The 18,851-nt window shown below is 73.3% G+C and carries 13 protein-coding genes and 2 tRNA genes; 12 read left to right on the forward strand and 3 right to left on the reverse strand.

All coding sequences use genetic code 11. The annotated features are described in order from the left end of the window. The first annotated feature begins 88 nt into the window (after positions 1-88). From rsfS to BUE44_RS04710, 3 genes are all read left to right on the forward strand, one after another. Positions 89-526, forward strand: a complete 438-nt coding sequence (gene rsfS / locus BUE44_RS04700; RefSeq protein ID WP_073494006.1) for a ribosome silencing factor — start codon at positions 89-91, stop codon at positions 524-526. Further along, positions 523-1,188: a histidine phosphatase family protein gene (locus BUE44_RS04705; RefSeq protein WP_073494545.1), complete on the forward strand. Its 666-nt coding sequence runs from the start codon at positions 523-525 to the stop codon at positions 1,186-1,188. Before rsfS ends, BUE44_RS04705 begins: the two co-directional genes overlap by 4 nt. A gap of 94 nt (positions 1,189-1,282) precedes the next feature. Next, positions 1,283-1,355, forward strand: a tRNA-Ala gene (locus BUE44_RS04710). Positions 1,356-1,480: 125 nt separating this feature from the next. On the opposite strand, the gene BUE44_RS04715 is transcribed toward BUE44_RS04710, so the two are convergent. Beyond that, positions 1,481-2,515 (reverse strand): helix-turn-helix transcriptional regulator, encoded by a 1,035-nt coding sequence (locus BUE44_RS04715; protein WP_079189487.1) that lies wholly within the window; start codon positions 2,513-2,515, stop codon positions 1,481-1,483. Between the two features lie 155 nt (positions 2,516-2,670). Between BUE44_RS04715 and BUE44_RS04720 the strand changes: the two genes are divergently transcribed. After that, positions 2,671-4,158 carry an MFS transporter gene (locus BUE44_RS04720; RefSeq protein ID WP_200804342.1) on the forward strand — a complete coding sequence of 496 codons (1,488 nt, stop codon included), beginning with the start codon at positions 2,671-2,673 and terminating at the stop codon, positions 4,156-4,158. 46 nt (positions 4,159-4,204) lie between these two features. On the opposite strand, the gene BUE44_RS04725 is transcribed toward BUE44_RS04720, so the two are convergent. Then, a complete protein-coding gene (locus BUE44_RS04725) occupies positions 4,205-5,275 on the reverse strand; it encodes an alkene reductase (protein WP_073494008.1) in 1,071 nt (356 codons plus the stop codon). 363 nt (positions 5,276-5,638) lie between these two features. Between BUE44_RS04725 and BUE44_RS04730 the strand changes: the two genes are divergently transcribed. After that, a tRNA-Ala gene (locus tag BUE44_RS04730) sits at positions 5,639-5,711 on the forward strand. A gap of 206 nt (positions 5,712-5,917) precedes the next feature. Here BUE44_RS04730 and BUE44_RS04735 read toward each other — a convergent pair. Next, positions 5,918-7,144, reverse strand: coding sequence for an MFS transporter (locus BUE44_RS04735; protein ID WP_073494010.1), 1,227 nt, complete (start codon positions 7,142-7,144; stop codon positions 5,918-5,920). 152 nt (positions 7,145-7,296) lie between these two features. Here BUE44_RS04735 and BUE44_RS04740 point away from each other — a divergent pair, with 152 nt between their 5' ends. From BUE44_RS04740 to BUE44_RS04770, 7 genes are all read left to right on the forward strand, one after another. Further along, the gene (locus BUE44_RS04740; RefSeq protein WP_073494012.1) at positions 7,297-7,644 is read left to right on the forward strand and encodes a VOC family protein; all 348 of its coding nucleotides are present in this window, start codon (positions 7,297-7,299) and stop codon (positions 7,642-7,644) included. A gap of 433 nt (positions 7,645-8,077) precedes the next feature. Beyond that, the gene (locus BUE44_RS04745) at positions 8,078-10,036 is read left to right on the forward strand and encodes a S53 family peptidase (protein WP_073494014.1); all 1,959 of its coding nucleotides are present in this window, start codon (positions 8,078-8,080) and stop codon (positions 10,034-10,036) included. A gap of 296 nt (positions 10,037-10,332) precedes the next feature. After that, positions 10,333-13,218 carry a leucine--tRNA ligase gene (gene leuS / locus BUE44_RS04750; protein ID WP_073494016.1) on the forward strand — a complete coding sequence of 962 codons (2,886 nt, stop codon included), beginning with the start codon at positions 10,333-10,335 and terminating at the stop codon, positions 13,216-13,218. Positions 13,219-13,413: 195 nt separating this feature from the next. Further along, positions 13,414-13,995 carry a hypothetical protein gene (locus BUE44_RS04755; protein WP_073494018.1) on the forward strand — a complete coding sequence of 194 codons (582 nt, stop codon included), beginning with the start codon at positions 13,414-13,416 and terminating at the stop codon, positions 13,993-13,995. Between the two features lie 161 nt (positions 13,996-14,156). Next, positions 14,157-15,002 (forward strand): DegV family protein, encoded by an 846-nt coding sequence (locus BUE44_RS04760; protein WP_073494020.1) that lies wholly within the window; start codon positions 14,157-14,159, stop codon positions 15,000-15,002. Between the two features lie 86 nt (positions 15,003-15,088). After that, entirely contained in the window at positions 15,089-15,913 is an 825-nt protein-coding gene (locus tag BUE44_RS04765; RefSeq protein ID WP_079189488.1) for a ComEA family DNA-binding protein, read from the forward strand. A 272-nt stretch (positions 15,914-16,185) separates the two neighbouring features. Further along, positions 16,186-18,717: a ComEC/Rec2 family competence protein gene (locus BUE44_RS04770; protein WP_073494552.1), complete on the forward strand. Its 2,532-nt coding sequence runs from the start codon at positions 16,186-16,188 to the stop codon at positions 18,715-18,717. Positions 18,718-18,851: the final 134 nt, after the last annotated feature.

An 18,851-nucleotide genomic window follows, 5' to 3' on the forward strand; every position in this document is an offset into this window, starting at 1 on the left:
CGCGGCGGTGATCGAAAACCGGTCGGGGGCTGTCGGAGGGTCGTGAGACCCTTGAAGGAGACCAGCCCCCGACCGGAAAGCCGTTTCTGTGACCGCCACTGACCGTTCCATCGAGCTGACCCGCGCCGCCGCACAGGCCGCCGCCGACAAGCTCGCGCACGACATCATCGCTTACGACGTCAGCGACGTGCTGTCCATCACCGACGTCTTCCTCGTCGCGTCCGCGCCGAACGACCGGCAGGTCAAGGCTATCGTTGACGCCATCGAGGAGACGCTGCTCAAGGAGCTGGACGTCAAGCCGGTCCGCCGCGAGGGCGAGCGGGACGGCCGCTGGGTCCTGCTCGACTACATCGACATCGTCGTGCACGTCCAGCACTCCGAGGAGCGGGTCTTCTACGCTCTGGAGCGGCTGTGGAAGGACTGCCCCGAGATCGCGCTGCCCGACGACGCGGTCGCCACCCGGGGCAAGGGCAAGGAGCACGCCGCGGCCACCGCCGCCGCGGACGAGGACGGGAGCCTCAGCTGAACGGCCGAAAGGACCGGCAGACCAGCGGCAGGGGCCGCCGGATCGTGCTGTGGCGGCACGGCCAGACGGCGTGGAATCTGGAGCAGCGCTTCCAGGGGAACACCGACATCGAGCTGACCGAGACCGGTGTCGCCCAGGCCCGCCGCGCCGCCCGGCTGCTCGCCGCCCTCTCGCCCGACGCCATCGTCTCCTCCGACCTGAGCCGTGCCGCCGCGACAGCCGCCGAGCTGGCCGCGCTCACCGGCCTGCCCGTCACGTACGACAAGGGCCTCCAGGAGACGTACGCCGGGCGCTGGCAGGGTCTGACCCACGAGGAGATCCTGGCCTCGTACGGCGAGCAGTATGCCGCGTGGAAGCGCGGCGAGCCGGTGCGCAGGGGCGGCGGCGAGCTGGAGACCGAGGTCGCCGACCGCGCCGCCCCCGTGGTGCTGGCCGCGGCGGACGAGCTGGCCGACGGCGGGGTGCTGGTCGTGGTCAGCCACGGCGGCACGATCCGTACGACCATCGGCCGGCTGCTCGGCCTCGACCCGCTCACCTGGGAGTCGCTGGGCGGCCTGTCCAACTGCTGCTGGTCGGTCCTCGGCGAGGGCGCGCGCGGCTGGCGGCTGACCGAGCACAATGCCGGCACTTTGCCGGAGCCGGTGCTCGGGGACGACGCGTAGGGCCCGTCCCCGGCGCCCGGCAGAGCCGATTTCGTTTCCGGTCCACCCACCGGCTATGCTTCTTCACGTCGTCAGGGGAGACCCGGGCTGACGCGGGGCTGTAGCTCAGTTGGTAGAGCGCTTGCATGGCATGCAAGAGGTCCGGGGTTCAATTCCCCGTAGCTCCACAAGATCGAGGGCGGAGTGTGCTCGCGGAAAGCGCGAGCCACTTCGCCCTCGTCGTTTCTGTTCGGCCGCGCCTCGCGCGGCGGGGCTTCGCCACCCGCACCCCCTGGGGGTCGTTCGCGCGCCGCTAAGCGTCGCAGTCGGCGACGGCCGCCGCGGCCGCGCGCTCGGCCATGATCACCGACAGCGGCCGGCCGTGGTAGGAGCAGCCGACGATCGGGTCCTCGATCTGCCGGAGCCGCTCGATCCGCAGCCGGTCCTCCTCGGTGGCCGGGGTGTGCACCACGAAGCGGTGCTCGGCCATCCCGTCGATGCTCAGCGACATCGAGGTCATGTTGATCACGCCGATGCCCTCGTGCCGGAAGGACTTGAGCCGCTTGCCCGGCGCGGCCACGTCACCGCTCGCCCACAGCTGCGCGAAGGTAGGGCTCTCCTTGACCAGCAGCGCGATGAAGGACTCCCACGCGGGCTCACCGACGTGCCGCCCGTAACTCCTGCGCACCTGGGCCACCATCCACGGCAGCTCCTCCGCGCTGTTGACGAAGGTCAGGCAGCACTCGGGCACCGTGAAGAGCTTGTAGAGCACATTGCGCTCCCAGCGCGCCACCACCGAGGTCAGCGGCCACAGCGTGCGATAGGTCGCGTTGGTGGCGCGGACGTCGTAGCGGGCGTTGTAGATCGCCGCGGGGAGCGGGTTGAGCGAGTCCAGGACGCCCTGCGCCTCCTCGCCGACGACCTCCGCGTCGGAGTCCGGCTCGCTCACGAACGGGATGCCGGCCAGCCGGTAGAGGTGCTCGCGCTCGGTGGCGTCCAGGTGCAGCACCCGGGCCACCGCGTCGAGCACCTGGACGCTGGCGTTGATCGGCCGGCCCTGTTCGAGCCAGGTGTACCAGGTCACGCCGACACCGGCGAGCTGCGCGACCTCCTCGCGCCGCAGCCCCGGGGTGCGGCGCCGCAGGCCGGGCGGCATGCCGACGTCCTCCGGGGTGATCCTGGCCCGGCGGCTGCGCAGGAAGGCGGCCAGCTCGGTGCGCCGGGCGGACCCGTTCCTGCGCGCTGCGGCCTGGCCGCCGGCCGGGGCGGGGACAGGCGTAGGGGTGGAGGTAGACGCGGCGAGAGCCGTAGGGGCAGGTGTACGGGGCACTGCCGGTGAACGGGGCATACGGTCATCCTCCCCAACGCCCGCGACCCCTGCCAGGTGCTGGCAGTACCAGGATCACCGGGCTCTCGTTACCCGTACCGCAGGGCCCCCAGGCTCGAAGCATGAGAAATCCCGTACTGAACGGCGCGACCGCACCGCTCGCCCCGCGCCCCGCCATGCCGGGCACCACCACCGTCGCCGGCCCCGCCACCCTGCACGGCCCCGCCACTGCCTCCGGTCCCGCCGCCGATTCCGGGACCACGAAGCCCGGGAGGGCAGGGCCCCGGGCCGGCCTGCTGCTCGCCACCATCCTCATGGGCCAGTTCATGGCCCTGCTGGACGTCTTCATCGTCAACGTGGCCGCCCCGACCATCCGCACCGACCTGCACGCCTCGGGCGCGGCGCTGCAACTGGTCATCGCCGGCTACACCATCTCCTACGCGGTGCTGCTGATCACCGGCGCGCGGCTCGGCCACCTGCTGGGCCACCGGCGGCTCTTCGTCACCGGGCTCGCGGTCTTCACCGCCGCCTCGCTGGCCTGCGGCCTCGCCCAGAACAGCGGGGAGCTGATCGGGTTCCGCCTCGTCCAGGGCACCGGCTCCGCGCTGATGATCCCGCAGGTGCTCAGCCTGCTGCAGCTCACCTTCGTCGGCGAGGCCAGGACCCGGGCGATGAGCGTCTACTCCGCCGTGCTGGCGTCCGGCGCCGCACTCGGCCAGTCGCTGGGCGGCATCCTGGTCAGCGCCGACCTGTTCGGCGCCGGTTGGCGGCCGGTCTTCCTGGTCAACGTGCCGATCGGGGCCGCCCTGCTGCTGATCGCCCCGCGGGTGCTGCCCAGGGACGACCGCCGCGACCCCGCGCGGCGCCGCGGCCTCGACCTGCCGGGCCTGACCGTGCTGGCCGCGGCCGTCACGCTGCTCACCGTGCCGCTGGTGCTCGGGCAGGAGGAGGGCTGGCCGATGTGGGGCTGGGTGTGCCTCGGCCTGAGCGTGCTGCTGTTCGGCCTGTTCATGGCGCTGGAGGCGCGGCTCGCCCGGCGCGGGGGCGCCCCGCTGGTGTCGGCGCGGGTGCTGCGGGCGCCCGGCATGCTGCGGGCGGCGGTCGTCATCATGACGACGATGGCGGTCAACGCCGGCTTCCTCTTCGCGGTCGCCCTGCACCTGCAGTCCGCGCTCGGCTTCAGCGCCCTGCGCACCGGTCTGGCCTTCGCCTTCGCGGCCGTCAGCTTCGGCGGTGTCGGCCTGACCTGGCGCCGGCTGCCGGTGTCCTGGCGCTCCTGGCTGCCGGGGGCGGGCCTGCTGATCGCCGCCGCCTCCTTCGCGGGCCTCGGCCTGGCGCTGCGCGGCGGCGGTGACGGCGGCGCCGGACTCTACGTCTGCCTGCTGACCCTCGGCGCCGGGCTCGGCCTCGGTTTCAGCCCGACCTTCACGCTGGCGCTCTTCACGGTCGCCCCGCAGGACGCGGCCGACGCCAGCGGGCTACTGGCCACGGTGACGCAGCTCGGCCAGCTGATCGGCGTGGCCGCGCTCGGCACCCTCTACCTCAACCGGCTCGACGTTGGCGCCCACTCCTCGGCGCACGCGTTCGCGGTGACCTCGGTCGCCCTGGCCGCGGTGTCGGCGGCGGGCGCGGCGGTGGCGCTGGGACGGCGGCGCAGGGCCTGATCTGCGGGCGCGGGGGGCCGGGCGATGCCCGGCCCCCCGCGCCCTTTTACGCGTCCAGCGCCGGATAGTCGGTGTAGCCGCGGTCGTCGCCGCCGTAATACGTGGCCCGGTCCGGGGTGTTGAACGGGCCGCCTGCCCGGAGCCGGCGAGGGAGGTCGGGGTTGGCGAGGAAGAGGGCGCCGTAGGAGACCATGTCGGCGGTGCCGTCCTCGACCAGGGCCAGCTCCTCCGGCCCCGAGGGGCGGCCCTGCGTCCTGGCGTTGAGGATCAGCACACCCGCGAAGCGCTTGCGCAGCTCTAGGGTCAGCGACCGCTCGCCGGTCTCCACGACGTGCAGATACCCGGGGCCGACCGGTTCCAGGGCGCGCAGCAGCGCCGTGTACGTCGGCTCCGGGTCCGGCTCGTCGATGTCGCCCAGCGGGTTGCCGGGCGAGATCCGCAGGCCGGTGCGCTCCGCGCCGATCGCGTCCGCGACGGCGGTGACCACCTCGGCGGCGAACCGCGCCCGGCGCTCGGGCGAGCCGCCCCAGCCGTCGGTGCGCAGGTTGGAGTTCGGCGCCAGGAACTGGTGCACCAGATAGCCGTTGGCGGCATGCACCTCGACCCCGTCGAAGCCGGCCGCGACCGCGTTCCGCGCGGCCGCCGCGTGGTCCTCGACGGTCTGCGCGATGTCCTCCTCGGTCAGCTCCCGGGGCTCCTCGAACTTTTGCGCCCCGGCGGCGGTGTAGACGCTGCCCTTGGCCCGTACCGCCGACGCGCCCACCGGCCGCTGGCCGCCGGGCAGCAGCGAACTGTGCCCGATCCGCCCGGTGTGCATCAGCTGCACGAAGATCCGCCCGCCGCCCGCGTGCACGGCGTCGGTCACCCGCCGCCAGCCGGCCACCTGCTCGGCGCTGTGCAGCCCCGGCGTGTCCGGATACCCCTGCCCCGTGGCCGACGGCTGCGTCCCCTCGGTGACGATCAGCCCCGCCGACGCGCGCTGTGCGTAATACTCCGCGGTGCGCGCGGTCGGGCTCAGGCCCGGCCCGTACGCCCGGCTGCGCGTCATCGGCGCCATCACGATCCGGTTCGCCAACCGGTTTCCGCCCAGGTCAATCGGGTCGAACGCGGTGGTCACAGCGGTCTCCACCCCTCTCGTCCACTCGGCCGCAGCCACCGTAACCCGCGAAGTCGACCCTAATTGTTGACACTTCATGAATATCGCCGCGGCCGGCACCCGTGCTTGCGGCTTGCGGCCGGCACCCGTGCTTGCGGCTTGCGGCCGGCACCCGTGCTTGCGGCCTGCGGCCGGCACCCGTGCTTGCGGCCTGCGGCCGGCACCCGTGCTTGCGGCCTGCGGCCGGCACCCGTGCCTGCGGCCGCTGCCCGCACCCGTGCCGCGTCCACTGCGGACAGGCGCTGCCCCGGCTAACGATTTGCGGCCCATGCCCCTCCGGCGTGTAAAGTAACCCCAGGTCGCCGGGCATACCGGCACCGTTGCGGGGCTGTAGCTCAGTTGGTAGAGCGCTTGCATGGCATGCAAGAGGTCCGGGGTTCAATTCCCCGTAGCTCCACAAGGTCGAGGGCGGAGTGTGCTCGCGGAAAGCGCGAGCCACCTCGCCCTTTGTCGTTCCTGCTTGGCTGCGCCTCGCGAGGAGCCTCGCCGCCCGCACCCCCGTGAGGTCGTCCGGGCTGGACGCCGAGGCTGGAGCCCGGGGACAGGGCCCACCCGGTAAGAGGGTGCTTCCAGGTCAGGGGAAGCACCCTCCGCGCGGTGCCGTCACAGCGGCAGGTCGCCGCCGGCCGTGACGCGTACGGCCGCGCGCCGGGTACGGAGCAGGACCGCGAGCCCGGTCGAGAGGGCGAGCACCGCGGCCGCGGTCGGGAAGGCGGGGGCGGGGCCGTAGCGGGAGATCATGATCCCGGCGACGGCCGAGCCCATGGCGCTGCCCAGGTTGTACGCGGTGTTGATCCAGGCGCTCGCCTCGGTGCGTGAGCCGGCCGGGATCAGCGTGTCGACCTGGAGGTAGGCGGTGATCATCAGGGTGTCGGAGCAGGCGCCGGCCAGCAGCAGGCCGACGGCGACGGCGGCCAGGGCGGGCGCCGCGGCGGGCAGCGCGTAGCAGGCGGCGGCGAGGGCGCCGAGGGCCGGCAGGCGGCGCCGCGGTGCGGCGCTCCAGCGCACGCGGCCGTAGACGAGGCCGCCGATGGCGCCGCCGGTCGCGCACAGGGCCATCAGCGGACCCGCGACGGCCGCGCCCCGGGCGGCGACGATGCCGACCTCGGCCAAGGCCGGCGCGGTGCCGCTGCCGAGGACCGTCAGCAGCAGCGCGCCGAAGCCGGGCGCGGCCGGCGGTCCGGGCCGGCGCCGCCCTTCTGTCCGCCCGTCCGCCCGCGCGGGCGCCTTCGCCGCCGGCCCGAGGACGGCCGCGAAGGCGGTGAATCCGGTGCAGGCGACCGCCGCGGTGGCCGCGAGCGACAGCGGTGCGGAGGTCGCGGCCGTCAGCAGGCCGCCGAGGACCGGGCCGACGGCGAAGACCGTGGACTCGGTGACGGCGTCCAGGCTCAGCGCGGCCTGCCGCTGGGCGTCGCTGCCGGCCATCTCGCCCCAGCGGGTCCGCATCAGCGGTCCCACGGGCGGCGGGAAGACGCCCGCGAGCACGGCGAGCCCCACTGCGAGCCCCGCGGGCATGCCGAGCGCGGACCCGGCGGCGAGGCAGCCGAGGAGGGTGCCGTAGACGGCGGTCAGGGCGGGCAGCGTGCCCCGGCGGCGCTCCACCAGGCGGGATCGGTACGGTCCGAGGACCGCGGAGGTCAGGCCGAACAGTCCGGCGGCGGCGCCGGCGACGGCGTAGGAGCCGGTGCCGGCGCGTACCGCGAGCAGCAGCGGCAGCGACAGCAGGCCGTAGGAGAGGCGGGCCAGGGTGGCGGTGGCGAAGAGCGCGCGGGCGTGCGGCAGCGCGAGGACAGCGCGATAGGACGCGCTGCCCCTGACGGGGCGTGACATGGGGGACTCCGGAGCAGACGGGACGTGAGCGACCGTGGTCCGCGCGGTGCGGACGGCGGTTCGGTCAGTGGGGTCCGGAGATCATGGGAAAAGCTTAGCCGTGGGATGACCGGGATGCCACGGGTTGTCGACGTCACGGATCGGGAGTGGTTGTGAGCGTTCGCCGTGTGGTGCCCAACGTGCGGTCGGAGGACGTGGCGGCGAGCCGCGGCTTCTACGGGCTGCTCGGGTTCGAGGAGGCCATGGACCTGGGGTGGGTCGTGACGCTCGCGTCGCCCGCGCACCCGGGGGCGCAGGTCAGCTTCATGGCCGCGGACCGGACCGCGCCGGTCGTCGCCGACGTGAGCGTGGAAGTGGACGACGTCGACGCGGTGTACGAGGTGGTGCGGGGGAGCGGCGCCGAGATCGTGCACCCCTTGCAGGACGAGGAGTGGGGCGTGCGGCGCTTCTTCGTACGGGACCCGCACGGACGGGTCGTCAACGTGCTGTCCCACCTGTGACGCCGGGCCCTGGGTCGATCGGTGCGGCGGCGGTCGTCGGGCGCCGGGCCGTATACCACCGGGCCCTCCGTGACGAGGCGGTCGTCTCGTATGTCGCTCCGTGTCTGCCGCGACACGCGGCGGCTCACGCGGACCCGACGCCGTGTCAAATGACCCGTGATTCCTCGACCGAGGCCGGTGCGATTGCCCCACCGAGGCGGGATTTCTCCCCCTGTCGGGCCAAGTCCCGCGCTGCTAACGTCGATCTGCCCGGTGATCAGGGGCGGTAGGGGAGGTGGTCATTCCTTGACCTGCTCTTGGGTGTTTCGTGCCCCTGACATGAACCGATCAGCGAAAGAGTATCGCTCTGCGGTACGGCGTGTACGCATAGCGGCGACACCGCAGTGTGCGACCAACGCGACTAACGCGACAACTCGCTTCGCATGGGGGTTACATGAGATTTGAGCGCAAAAGGACGCGCGTAGGACTGGTGGCCGCCGCAGCGCTGCCACTGGTCGCCAGCGCGCTCGCGCTTGGTACCCAGTCCGCGTCGGCCGACCCGTCCGCCGGACGGCAGACCCTGTCCGGCACCAAGCCGCAGTGGGCCACCGCCCAGGCGGACAAGGGCGCCACGGCCGACTCCGCCAAGGTGACGGTCCGGGTCTACCTGGCCGGCAGGGACGCCAAGGGCCTCGCGGCCTACGCGAAGTCCGTGTCGGACCCGAACTCGGCCACCTACGGCCACTACCTGACGGCCGCCCAGACGCAGGCCGCCTACGGCGCGACCAAGGAGCAGGTCTCCGAGGTCACCGCCTGGCTGCGCTCCGCGGGCCTGAAGGTGACCGGCGCCAACCAGCACTACCTCACCGTCACCGGTGACGTGGCCGCGGCGGAGAAGGCGTTCGGCACCCAGCTGCACAACTTCAGCAAGTCGGGGCACACCTACCGCGCCCCGACCGGCAATGCCACCGCTCCCGCCTCGCTGCACGGCGCGGTGCTCACCGTCACGGGCCTGGACACGGCACCCAAGAAGTCAAGCCACGACGAGGAGCTGCCGCCTCCCGGAGACGTCTTCAAGAACTCCGGGCCTTTCTCCACGTATTTCGGTTCGAACACCGACCCGAAGTTCCCGGACGCCTACGGCGGCAAGGCCCCTTACGCGATCAAGGGCTACACCGGCGACCAGCTGCGTGCCGCGTACGGCGCGGGCAAGTACACCGGTAAGGGCGTGACGGTGGCCATTACCGACGCCTACGCCTCGCCGTACATTGCGCAGGACGCGGCACGTTACGCCAAGGACACGGGCGGCCAGAAGTACAAGAGCGGCCAGCTCTCCCAGGTCCTGCCGGCGGACTACAACAGCACGGTCGACTGCGACGCCGGCGGTTGGTACGGCGAGGAGACCCTCGACGTCGAGGCGGTGCACGCGGTCGCCCCCGACGCGGACATCGTCTACGTCGGCGGTGCCTCCTGCTTCGACAACGACCTGCTCGACGCGCTGAACAAGGTCGTCGACAACCACCTCGCCGACATCGTGTCCAACTCGTGGGGCGACGTCGAGGCCAACGAGACGCCGGACATCGCGGCGGCTTACGACCAGGTCTTCCAGCAGGGCGCTGTCGAGGGCATCGGCTTCTACTTCTCCTCCGGCGACGCGGGCGACAACGTCGCGTCCACCGGTGTGAAGCAGGCCGACACCCCCGGGAACTCCCCATGGGCCACCTCCGTCGGCGGCACCTCGCTGGCGGTCGGCAAGAACGACAAGTACGAGTGGGAGACCGGCTGGGGCACCAAGAAAGCCCCGCTGTCCGCCGACGGAAAGTCCTGGACCGGTTTCCCCGGCCCTTACACCTCCGGCGCGGGCGGCGGCACCAGCAAGTTCTACGACCAGCCGTTCTACCAGCGCGGTGTGGTCCCTGACTCGCTGGCGCTCGCCAACGGCGGCACCGTCAAGCAGCGTGTCGAGCCCGACATCGCGGCGGTCGCCGACCCGAACACCGGCTTCCTGGTCGGCCAGACCCAGTCGTACCCCGACGGGTCGCTGCAGTACAGCACGTACCGCATCGGCGGCACGTCGCTGGCCGCACCGGTCATCGCCGGCGTCCAGGCCCTCGCACAGCAGGCCAGGCACGGTATCGCGATCGGCTTCGCGAACCCGCTGATCTACGACAAGTACGGGACGCCGGTCTACCACGACGTCACCGACCACCCGCTGGGTCAGGGCCAGGGCATCGCCGAGGTCCGGGTGGACTACGCGAACGCGTTCGACGCCTCGGAGGGCACCATCGTGTCCCTGCGTACGCTCGGCGCCGACGCCTCGCTGCATGCCACCCCCGGATACGACGACGTCACCGGAGTGGGCACGCCCGCCAAGGGCTACGTCACCTCCTCGCTGCCCAACCGCACGCGCTAGGGACAGCTCCGCGAGTCACGCGGCCCCCGCACCGTGAAAGGTGCGGGGGCCGCACTCATGTGCCGGGGGCCGCGCCGAGGGGACGGCGCGTTCGGCGGTGCGGGGGCCGTACCCGCTGCGGTAACCTGACCGCATGCGAGCCATGAGCCTCCTGCTTAGCGAGCCGCGCTGACAACGGACCACGTCGGTGCGGCACCCCTCCTGCGTGAGGGGCTTTTTTGTTTCCACCGCAGGCAGGACCACAGGCAGAGACGGGCCGCAGCAGCCGTCATGACATCGATGGAGTACCGAGGACGATGAGCGACACCACCCCGGCCGCCGAGACGGCTGCGCCGCACCGCTACACCGCAGAGCTGGCCGCCGACATCGAGCGGCGCTGGCAGGACCGCTGGGAGGCCGACGGCACCTTCGCCGCGGCGAATCCCAGCGGCGACCTGGACTCCGACCCCGAGCTGGCGGCACGGCCCAAGAAGTTCATCATGGACATGTTCCCGTACCCGTCGGGTGCGGGACTGCACGTGGGCCACCCGCTGGGCTACATCGCCACCGACGTCTACGCCCGGTTCCAGCGCATGACCGGGCACAACGTGCTGCACACCCTGGGCTTCGACGCCTTCGGCCTGCCCGCCGAGCAGTACGCCGTGCAGACCGGCACCCACCCGCGGGTCTCCACCGAGGCCAACATGGTCACCATGCAGCAACAGCTGCGCCGGCTGGGCCTGGGCCACGACCGCCGCCGCTCCTTCGCCACCATCGACCCCGACTACTACCGCTGGACGCAGTGGATCTTCCTGCAGATCTACAACTCCTGGTACGACGAGGCCGCCGACCGCGCCCGCCCCATCGCCGACCTGGTCGCCCAGTTCGCCGACGGCACCCGCGCCACCCCGTCGGGCCGCCCCTGGGCCGAGCTGACCGGCGCCGAGCAGTCCGAGGTGCTGGGCGGCTACCGGCTGGCCTACGCGGCCCAGTCGCCGGTCAACTGGAGCCCGGGCCTGGGCACGGTGCTGGCCAACGAGGAGGTCACCGCGGACGGCCGCTCCGAGCGCGGCAACTTCCCGGTCTTCAAGGCCAACCTGCGGCAGTGGAAGATGCGCATCACCGCCTACGCCGACCGGCTGCTGAACGATCTGGACCTGCTGGACTGGCCCGAGGCGATCAAGCTGCAGCAGCGCAACTGGATCGGCCGCAGCGAGGGCGCCCGGGTCGACTTCCCCGTGCACGGCTCCGACGCCTCCGCCGTCGGCGACGCCGCCATCACCGTCTTCACCACCCGCCAGGACACGCTGTTCGGGGCGACGTACATGGTGCTGGCGCCCGAGCACCAGCTGGTCGACGCCATCGTCCCCGCCGCCTGGCCCGAGGGCACCCACGAGGTGTGGACCGGCGGCCACGCCACGCCCGCCGACGCGGTCGCCGCCTACCGCAAGCAGGCCGCCTCGAAGTCCGACGTCGAGCGGCAGGCCGAGGCCAAGGACAAGACCGGCGTCTTCACCGGCGCCTTCGCCGTGAACCCGGTCAGCGGCGACCCCGTCCCGGTCTTCATCGCCGACTACGTCCTGATGGGCTACGGCACCGGCGCCATCATGGCCGTCCCCGCCCACGACACCCGCGACTTCGCCTTCGCCCGCGCCTTCGAACTGCCCATGCGCTGCGTGGTCGAGCCGACCGACGGCCGCGGCACCGACCCCGCCACCTGGGACGACGCCTTCGTGTCGTACGACGCGACGATCATCAACTCCGCCGGGTCCGGCATCTCGCTGAACGGCCTGGGCGTCGCCGAGGCCAAGGCCGCCGTCACCGCGTGGCTGGCCGAGCGCGGCATCGGTGAGGGCACCGTCAACTACCGGCTGCGCGACTGGCTGTTCAGCCGCCAGCGCTACTGGGGCGAGCCCTTCCCGATCGTCTACGACGAGGACGGCGTCCCGCACGCCCTGCCCGACTCGATGCTGCCCGTCGAGCTGCCCGAGGTCGACGACTACAGCCCGCGCACCTTCGACCCGGACGACGCCGACACCTCGCCGGAGACCCCGCTGTCCCGCAACGCCGAGTGGGTCACCGTCGAGCTGGACCTGGGCGACGGCCCGCGCACGTACCGCCGCGAGACCAACACCATGCCCAACTGGGCCGGCTCGTGCTGGTACGAGCTGCGCTACCTGGACCCGCACAACAGCGAGCGGCTGGTCGACCCGGCCATCGAGGCGTACTGGATGGGCCCGCGCGACGGCCAGCCGGCCGGCGGCGTCGACCTGTACGTCGGCGGCGCCGAGCACGCCGTACTGCACCTGCTGTACGCCCGCTTCTGGCACAAGGTGCTGTACGACCTGGGCCACATCTCGTCCTTCGAGCCGTTCCACAAGCTGTACAACCAGGGCATGATCCAGGCGTACGTCTACCGCGACCCACGGCGTATCGCCGTCCCGGCCGTCGAGGTCGAGGAGCGCGAGGGGGCGTACTACTACGAGGGCGAGAAGGTCTCCCGGCTGCTGGGCAAGATGGGCAAGTCGCTGAAGAACGCGGTGACGCCCGACGAGATCTGCGCCGAATACGGTGCCGACACGCTGCGGCTGTACGAGATGGCCATGGGCCCACTGGACGTCTCCCGGCCCTGGGACCCGCGGGCGGTCGTCGGCCAGTACCGGCTGCTGCAGCGGCTGTGGCGCAATGTGGTCGACGAGACGACCGGCGAGGTCACCGTCTCCGACGCCGAGCCCGACGAGGCGACCCTGCGCGCCCTGCACAAGGCCATCGACGGCGTCAGCGGCGACATGGCGGAGCTGCGCTTCAACACCGCCATCGCCAAGATCACCGAGCTGAACAACCACCTGACCAAGGCCGCCGCCCCCGTGCCGCGTACGGTCGCGGAACAGCTGGTGCTGCTGATCGCCCCGCTGGCTCCGCACATTGCCGAGGAATTGTGGTCCAAGCTGGGCCACGGCAGCTCGCTGACCCACGCCGACTTCCCCGTCGCCGACCCCGACCTGGCCCAGGACCCCGCGGTGACCTGCGTCATCCAGATCCGCGGCAAGGTCAAGGCCCGCCTGGAGGTCTCCCCGAGCATCCCCGAGGCCGAGCTGGAGGCCCTGGCACTGGCCGACCCGGCGATCGCCGCGGCACTGGCCGGCGAGACGGTGCGCAAGGTGATCGTGCGGGCACCGAAGCTGGTCAACATCGTCATCTGAGTCATCTGAGTCATGTGCGTCATGTGCGTCATGGGCGTTGTGCGCGTCATCTGAGGGCCGCCGGGCTCCAGACGCCGCGCCCCCTAAGGGCAGGCCGGGGGATCCACCGGATTCCACCGGCCTGCCCCGTGCGGTTACCGTGGAGGAGCAGCCCGTCGCGCCCGTCGCGCTGAGGATCCTCAGGAGGAGCCGCCCGTGGAAATCGTCGGCATCATCACCCTCCTGCTCGTGCTGGTCTTCGCGACGCTGGCCACGGTCGCGACGGTACGCACCGTCCGCTCGGTCAAGCGCGGAGTCGCCCGCGGCGCCGCCCAGGCCCGCAGGGCCGTCGAGGACGCCCAGCTCAAGGCCCGCCGCTACACGACACCGGGCATCGGCGGCCAGGTCGCCCAACTGCGCATCGACCTGCGCACCGCCATCGACGCCACCTTCGCCGCCCTGGACGAGCGCCATCCCGACGACGCCGCCCTCGCCGAGGCCGCCGGCCTGCTGGCCCGCCTCAACGACCACGCCCGCGCCCTCGACGGCGAACTCAAACTCCTGGAACGCGAGCCCGACAAGTCCCGCGTCGCGGCCCGTCTCCCGGACCTCGCCACCCGCGTCCACGACGTCACCCACTCCGCCGACACCCTCCGCTGGGCGGCCCAGGACCGCGCCCACCACGCCACCACCGACGACCTGTCCTCCCTGACCTCCCAGATCGCCCTGGAGTCCGCCGCCCTCCGCCACTGGACCCCGACGGAGCCCCCCACCAAGCCGAGCCTGCCCGGCGATTGAGGACCCGCGGGGGGCCGTGCCACAACCAAGCCCGCCCGGCGACTGAGGGCCCGCGCAAACCAAGCCCGCCCGGCGACTGAGGACCAGCCCCGCCGGCAATGAGGCGCCCCGCCCAGGCCCAAGCTGTCGCCCCGACGCGCACCCCGGGTAATCTCCCGGACATGCCCCCGCACGTCGCCATCGTCACGGACTCCACGGCCTACCTCGGCCGTGACGCCCTGATCCGCCACCACATCACGATCGTGCCCCTCACCGTGGTGATCGGCGACGAGGCCCTGGAAGAGGGCACCGAAATCTCCGCCCCCGCCGTCGCCCGCGCACTCCAGCGCCGCCGCCCGGTCACCACCTCCCGCCCCGCCCCCCTCGAATTCACCGCCGCCTACGAGGCCGCCGCCGCGTCCGGCGCGGAGGCGATCGTCTCGCTCCACCTGTCCGCCGACTTCTCCGGCACCTACGACGCCGCGCTGATCGCGGCGAAGGACGCCCCGGTCCCGGTCCGGGTCGTGGACACCGGCATGGTCGCCATGGCCTTGGGCTTCACCGTCCTCGCGGCCGCGCAGACCGCGGAAGCGGGCGGCACCGCCGACGAGGTGGTCGCCGCCGCGGAGAAGCGCGCCGCGGACACCTCCACGTACTTCTACGTCGACACGCTCGACTATCTGCGCAGAGGCGGCCGGATCGGTGCCGCCCAGGCACTGTTCGGCTCCGCCCTCGCGGTGAAACCGCTGCTGCGGCTCGTCGACGGGCGCATCGAACCGATGGAGAAGGTCCGTACGGCCTCGAAGGCGATCACCCGCCTCGAGGAGATCGTGGTCGAGCGTGCGGGCACCCGCAGAGTCGCCCTCGCGGTCCACCACCTCGCCGCCGCGGACCGCGCCGCGATCCTCGCGGACCGGCTGCGCGAGCGCGTGCCCGGCCTCGACGACCTGGTGGTCAGCGAGGTGGGCGCGGTGATCGGCGCGCACGCCGGGCCGGGGCTGCTGGGTGTGGTGATCTCCCCGCACTGACCGCGGTCGTCCACAGGCGGTGAGTTATCCACAGGCTGCGGACCAAGATCATCGCGGGGCGGGTGGGCCGGTCCACGATGATCGGTATGAACGCGACGAACCCGCTGGGCCCGGCCGGCCCGATCACCGTCATCCGCCTGCGCCACAAGGCCGCCGCCGCGCAGGCCAGGTCCGCCCTCACCCGTGAGCGCGCCTCCGCGATCTTCGGCGCGCCTCCGCTTGAGCCCGCACCTCCGCCCGAGCCACCCGCGCCTGAGCCCCCACCGCCGCCCGAGCCGTCCGGCGGCCGGCTCGACACCCTGCGCACCTGGCTCCTGCTGCGCTGCGGCCTGGAATTCCGCACGGTGCTAGCGCTGGCGGTCGTCCTGCTGGCCGGCACGGGCCTCGCGGTCCAGCACTACGTGTCGGGCCGCCCGCACACGGTCCGCGTCCCCCCTCCGGTACCGGCGGCCGCGGCCGCACCGCCCGCGTCCACCTCCCCCCGCTCCGGCCTGACGATCGACATCGCCGGCAAGGTCGCACACCCGGGCCTGCGCCGACTCCCCGCCGGCTCCCGCGTCGCCGACGCCCTGACCGCGGCCGGTGGCTCCCTCCCCGGCACCGACACGACCTCCCTCAACCTCGCCCGCCCCCTCGCCGACGGCGAACAGCTCCTGGTCGGCCTCTCCCCACCCCCCGACGCCACCACCTCCACGGCCACCGGCGCCCAAGCCCCGACCGCCCCCCTCAGCCTCAACTCGGCAACGGCCCCCCAACTCGACGCGCTCCCCGGCGTGGGCCCCGTCCTGGCTCAGCACATCCTCGACTTCCGCACCCAGCACGGCGGCTTCACGACCCTCCAGCAACTCCGCCAGGTCCCCGGCATCGGCGACCACAAATTCACCACCCTCAAACCCCTGGTCCACCCATGACCCCCCGCCGCCGAAACATCCCCCGCCCCACCGGCCCGCCTCCGGGCCCCGGCAGGCGCACGCCCAGCCGCGACGTGCCGCCCGTGCCGGCACGGGGGCGAGCCGTTGGCGGGGACGCGCCGCGAGTGTCGGGTCGGGGGCCGGCCCCCAGCAGGGGCGCGGGGAACGGCGCGCCCAGCCCGGACGAGCCGTCACCTGGGGATCGGACCCGGGCCGCGGGGGTCGCGGCCCGGGAGGGCCGCGCCGCAGTTCACGCAGCGGCGGCGTCGCGGCTGGGCGCGTCGGACCCCCACCAGGAGGGTCCGCCGGACCTCCGGCTGGTGGCGCCCGCCCTGGCGGCCTGGGCAGCGGCGGCCCTGACGCCGACGGTCGGCGCGACGGCCATGTGCACGGCCGTGGCGATCATGGCAGCCGCCATGATCGCCACGGCAGCGGCAGCCCGCAGGGCCGCCCCAGGCAGCCCAGGCCACCCGCTCGACAAGCCGGTCACGCGGACCGGGCGCGACAAACGGGCCCGGTGGTCCAAGAGGGCCGAGGGGCCCGAGCCCCCGACTCCCTCCTCCCGGCAAGGGCCTGGCAGGCCCAAGCTCGCCGCCACGGCAGTGGCGACCTTGCTGACCGTCGCGACGGCGACCGCCGTCGCGGCGATGGCGGACGCCGACCGCCACCGCGGCCCCATCCCCCGACTGGCCGCCCGCAATGCATCGGTGGCGGTCGAGCTACGGGTCACCGCCGACCCGTTCACGGCCCGTTCGCCGACGCCGGGCCTGCCCGGCACCGTCGTGGTGGCGGCGGAGGTCGTCCGGGTGGGCGGGACCCGCACCCGCACACCCGTCGTCGTGATGGCGACCCGCCACCAAGCGGAGTGGCTCCGGCTGCTGCCGTCGACCGAGGTGGCGGTGCGTGCCCGCCTGGCCCCACCGACCCGCGGCGCGGGCGACCCCACCGCGGCTGTGGTGCGCACGACGGGGCCGCCCGCGATCGTGACCCCGCCCGATAGGCCGCAACGCGTCGCGGCCCGGCTGCGCGCCGGCCTGCGCAGGGCGAGCGCCGGGCTGCCGGCCGATGCCCGCGCGCTGCTCCCGGGACTGGTGATCGGCGACACCAGCGGCCTGCCGCCGGATCTGAAGGACGCCTTCCGGGTAACGGACCTCGCCCATTTGACCGCGGTGTCAGGCGCGAACCTGACCATCGTCCTGCTCCTGCTGATCGGGCCGCCCGCCCGCGCGATCCGGGCCGAACGCCGTGGCCTGGCGGCCGCGCTGGGCATCCCGCTGCGCCTGACAGCGGTGCTCGGCGTGGGCTTGACCGCCGCGTTCGTCCTGGTCAGCCGCCCGAGCCCGAGCGTGTTGCGGGCCGCGGCATGCGGGTTGATCACGTTGCTTGCGATCGGCACGGGGCGTCGCCGTTCGCTTCTGCCCGCCCTGTGCGGCGCCGTCCTGCTGCTGGTGCTCTACGACCCGACCGTGGCGCGGTCGTACGGCTTCGCGCTGTCCGTGCTGGCCACCGGCTCGCTGTTGACGCTGGCCCCGCGCTGGAGCGCGGCCCTGCGCCGCCGCGGTGTGCCGCCCAGGGCCGCCGAGGCGCTGGCGGCGGCGGGCGCGGCGCAGGCGGCCTGCGGGCCGCTGATCGTGGTGCTGTCGGCGCGGCTCAGCCTGGTCGCGGTGCCGTGCAACCTGCTGGCGGAGCCGGCGGTGGCATCGGCGACGGTGCTGGGCTTCTGCGCACTGGCGGCCGCGCCCTTCGCCCCGCCCGCCGCGGCGGTTCTGGCCTGGCTCGCGGGCTGGCCGACCCGGTGGATCGTGGCGGTCGCGCGGCATGGCGCGGCGCTGCCGGGGGCGGAGATCGGCTGGCCGGGCGGCTGGCCGGGTGCGGCGCTGCTGAGCGTCGTGACGGTCGGGCTGGCGGTGGGCGGCAGGGCGCTGGCCGGCAGACCGTGGCCCGCCGCCGCGGGAGCCCTGCTCCTGCTCCTGGCACTGGTCCGCCCGGTGCCGCTCCCGTTGCCGGGTCTCAGGACGGCGTGGCCGCCGGACGACTGGCGGTTCGCGATGTGCGACGTCGGCCAGGGCGACGCGCTGGCCCTCGCGGCGGGGCCGGGCAGCGCCGTCGTGGTGGACACCGGGCCCGATCCGGCCCTGGCCGACCGCTGCCTGCGCGATCTGCGGGTCACCACGATCCCGCTGCTGATCCTGACCCACTTCCACGCCGACCACGCGGACGGTCTCCCCGGTGTGCTGCGCGGCCGCAGCGTGGGCGCGATCGAGACGACAGTGCTGGACGAGCCGGCGGGCGAGGCGGCCAGGGTGCGCCGGCAGGCAGCGGCTGCGGGGGTGCCGATACTGCGGGCGGGCGCGGGGGAGCGGCGCGCTGTCGGCCCGCTGAGCTGGCGCGTCCTGTGGCCGCCGCCGACCGCTGACGCGCTCTCGGACGACGACCCGAACGACGCGAGCGTGGCGCTGCTGGTCCGCACCGGCGGCCTGACGCTGCTGCTCGCGGGGGACCTCGGGCCGGTGGCCCAGCAGGAGGTGCTGGACGCCGTGCCGGATCTGCCGCGGGTCGACGTCCTCAAGGTCGCCCACCACGGCAGCGGTTACCAGGACCCGGCGCTGCTCGCGCGTACGAGACCGCGCCTCGCGCTGATCTCGGTGGGCGCGCACAACCGCTACGGCCACCCGGCCGCCCGTACGGTCGCCATGCTGCGGGCGCTGGGTGCGACGGTGCTGCGGACCGACACGGACGGGCCGATCGCGGTGGCCGGCGACGGGCCGGCGGGCCTGCGGACGGTCCTGGCGGGGACGCCGTGAAAGGGGCGCCCGGCACGGGCCTGCGGCCTCGCCCTGGAGGGCGGCTTCTTCTAAAGGACTACTTAGAAAGGAGTGCTTGCCAAGGGAAGTTTGTAAAGGAAGCCTTGTAAAGAGGCCTTTAGAAAGCTAGCTTT

This window comes from Actinacidiphila paucisporea (assembly GCF_900142575.1).
Lineage (GTDB): Bacteria > Actinomycetota > Actinomycetes > Streptomycetales > Streptomycetaceae > Actinacidiphila > Actinacidiphila paucisporea.

Bases quoted from the DNA above. Each gene is read 5' to 3' on its own strand.
- BUE44_RS04715 (WP_079189487.1), bottom strand. From the start codon at position 2,515: ATGCCCCGTTCACCGGCAGTGCCCCGTACACCTGCCCCTACGGCTCTC.
- BUE44_RS04720 (WP_200804342.1), top strand. From the start codon at position 2,671: ATGCCGGGCACCACCACCGTCGCCGGCCCCGCCACCCTGCACGGCCCC.
- BUE44_RS04735 (WP_073494010.1), bottom strand. From the start codon at position 7,144: ATGTCACGCCCCGTCAGGGGCAGCGCGTCCTATCGCGCTGTCCTCGCG.
- BUE44_RS04745 (WP_073494014.1), top strand. From the start codon at position 8,078: ATGAGATTTGAGCGCAAAAGGACGCGCGTAGGACTGGTGGCCGCCGCA.
- leuS (WP_073494016.1), top strand. From the start codon at position 10,333: ATGAGCGACACCACCCCGGCCGCCGAGACGGCTGCGCCGCACCGCTAC.
- BUE44_RS04760 (WP_073494020.1), top strand. From the start codon at position 14,157: ATGCCCCCGCACGTCGCCATCGTCACGGACTCCACGGCCTACCTCGGC.
- BUE44_RS04765 (WP_079189488.1), top strand. From the start codon at position 15,089: ATGAACGCGACGAACCCGCTGGGCCCGGCCGGCCCGATCACCGTCATC.